This is a genomic window from Sutterella sp. (genome assembly GCF_052272535.1).
Lineage (GTDB): Bacteria > Pseudomonadota > Gammaproteobacteria > Burkholderiales > Burkholderiaceae_F > Sutterella.
This window is the reverse complement of sequence record NZ_DAVZJY010000298.1, coordinates 1-2,392: the sequence shown is the minus strand read 5'-3', so window position 1 is coordinate 2,392 and position 2,392 is coordinate 1. Positions and strand designations below refer to the sequence as shown.

Here is a 2,392-nt window from a genome sequence, read left to right as displayed (position 1 = left end):
CCTTCCCAATCTTGACTTAACTCAAACCATCGACACATTTAATCGGAAACTCCCCAACGCCGCATGGCATTTTCGTCGCCAAGTTGGCGGGCGTTGACGTCATGACGCTGATCGGCCAGTGGCTCCCGAGCATTGTGGGCTTCGTGGTGCTCGCCACCGTTGTGAACTCGGCCTTTGCGATCTTCCGCTTTAAGGACCACAAGATGACGGCTGAAGAAACGGCCGCCCTCAAGATCGTAGAAAAGGCTCAGATCAAGGTCAACTACCTCAAGGCCATCGCGCCGCTCGTTCCGCTTGCCGTCCTCCTTTGCGCCACGGTCTGGTTCCCGAAGGCCGGTGTGGACGTCGTCTGCGCCATGATCGTCGGCATCCTCTTCATCGCGCTCATCACGCTCAAGAACCCGGGCGAACTTTCGAAGGCTTTCTTCAAGGGCATGGGCACGGGCTATGCCCAGGTGATCGGTCTGATCGTCGCCGCCGGTGTCTTCTCCGCCGGTCTCACGGTTACGGGTACGGTTGCCGCCTTCATCGAAACGCTCAAGAACGCCAACGACCTCGCCCGCTGGGGTGCTTCGATCGGCCCCTTCATCATGGCGCTCGGTACCGGTTCGGCTGAAGCCGCCATCTGGGCCTTCAACCAGGCTGTGACCCCGCACGCTGCGAGCTTTGGCATGCAGCCCTCCGACCTCGGCCTCCTCGCCATTCTCGCCGGGCAGTTCGGTCGCACGGCTTCCCCGCTTGCCGGTGCCATCATCATCGTGGCCGGCATGGCTGCCGCCGATCCGGTTCAGGTCGCCAAGCGCCTCGTTCCCGGCATGGCCGTTGCGCTGATCCTTGCCGCTCTGATCGTGGTTTAACCCCGAAAAAGCGTAATGCACAGGAGGACGACACCATGTACGACCTCATCATTCGCAACGTGAAGGCTGCCGACGGCGTGAGCGGCGTCACGGACAACACCGACATCGCCGTTGAAAACGGGCTCATCGTCCGCGTTGAACCCGGGATTGATGCCTCCGCCCGTGAAACCGTGGATGCCGAAGGCCTTATCGCGGTCCCCGGCATTGTCGACACGCATCTGCACCTGACGCCTCATGCCTACGGCGAACGCATGACGGCTGCGGCCGGCGTGACGACCTGCATCGATATGGCGGGTCCCGCTTCCCGAGTGCTCGACAACAAAGCGAAGGAAGGGTGCGGTCTCACGGTTGCCGTTCTCTCGGCGATCCTTCCCGACAAGCTTCCGGGCGGCAATAACCCGGGCACCTCCGAAATCGAAGCGTTCATTGATCTGTCGCTCGTTGACGGCGCTTACGGCGTGAAGCTTCTCGGCGGTCATTTCCCGCTCACGCCGGAAGCTTCGGGCCGCATGGTCGAAGCGTCCGCCCGCCGCGGCGTTTACATGGCCTGGCATGCGGGCTCCACCGCTGCGGGTTCCGACATCGTCGGGATGCGTGAAGCCGTGACCGTGGCCGACGGTCACCCCTTCCACCTCTGCCACATCAACGGCTACTGCCGCGGTCGAGTAAAGAGTGTGGCCTCGGAATGCGACGAAGCCGCAGCGCTTCTTGAAGCGCATCCCGAAATCGTGACCGAAAGCTATTTGTCGGCTCGCAGCGCAGCGCCCCTTGCCGCCGACGAAAACGGCAATCCGAAGTCCCGCGTCGTGCAGACGAACCTGAAGCGCATGGGCTATGAACCCACGCGCGACGGGCTTATCAAAGCGACGCTTGACGGTGTGCTTTCCGTGATTCTTCCCGGAAACGGCATGCTCAAACTTGTTTCCGGCCGTGAAGGCGCAGATGCCCTCCTCGACGGGCGTGCCGCCGACGGCTCGTTTGACCGGGTCAATCCCGTGGCTTCCCGAGTCTTCTTGGCCACGGCAAAACGCGCGGACGGCACGTTCCTCGTCGACGGCATTGCCACGGACGGCGGTGCGATTCCCCGCAACGTCATCGTGGAAGGAAGCTTTCCGCTCATGGACCTGGGCGGTCTGTCGCTCGCGGAATTTGCGGCCAAAACGTCGCTTCTTCCCGCCCGCATGCTTGGTCTTTCGAACAAGGGCCGCCTTGCACCGGGGTTCGATGCGGACATCACGCTGATTTCTCCGGATCAGCGTCGTGCGCATTCGAGCTTCGTGCAGGGCCGCCCGGTTCTTCAGGCGGGCCGTGTGGTCGGAACGGGCGGCGCAGTCCTCTGTGCCGCGGAAGGCGCTGCCGCCGTTCGCGCCCGCGGTCTCACGGCCCTGCCGGTTGCCGCCGGCGTGCCGACCCTTGACCGTCGCTTCGGTCACCTCTGCTGATTATTAACAGAATCGTCTAATAGTTGACAATCTACTGTTTTTTCCCTTATAATTAGGGAATGAAAGACGCTACCGAAATCTCCTCACTTGATG

At 62.0% G+C, this 2,392-nt stretch carries 2 protein-coding genes; both read left to right on the top strand.

Annotated elements, in window-relative coordinates; translation table 11 throughout:
- The first annotated feature begins 41 nt into the window (after nucleotides 1–41).
- A complete protein-coding gene (gene dcuC / locus ACT6Y9_RS10445) occupies nucleotides 42–857 on the top strand; it encodes a C4-dicarboxylate transporter DcuC (RefSeq protein WP_443744488.1) in 816 nt (271 codons plus the stop codon).
- 77 nt (nucleotides 858–934) lie between these two features.
- Nucleotides 935–2,299 carry an amidohydrolase family protein gene (locus ACT6Y9_RS10440; protein ID WP_443744487.1) on the top strand — a complete coding sequence of 455 codons (1,365 nt, stop codon included), beginning with the start codon at nucleotides 935–937 and terminating at the stop codon, nucleotides 2,297–2,299.
- The last annotated feature ends 93 nt before the right edge of the window (nucleotides 2,300–2,392 follow it).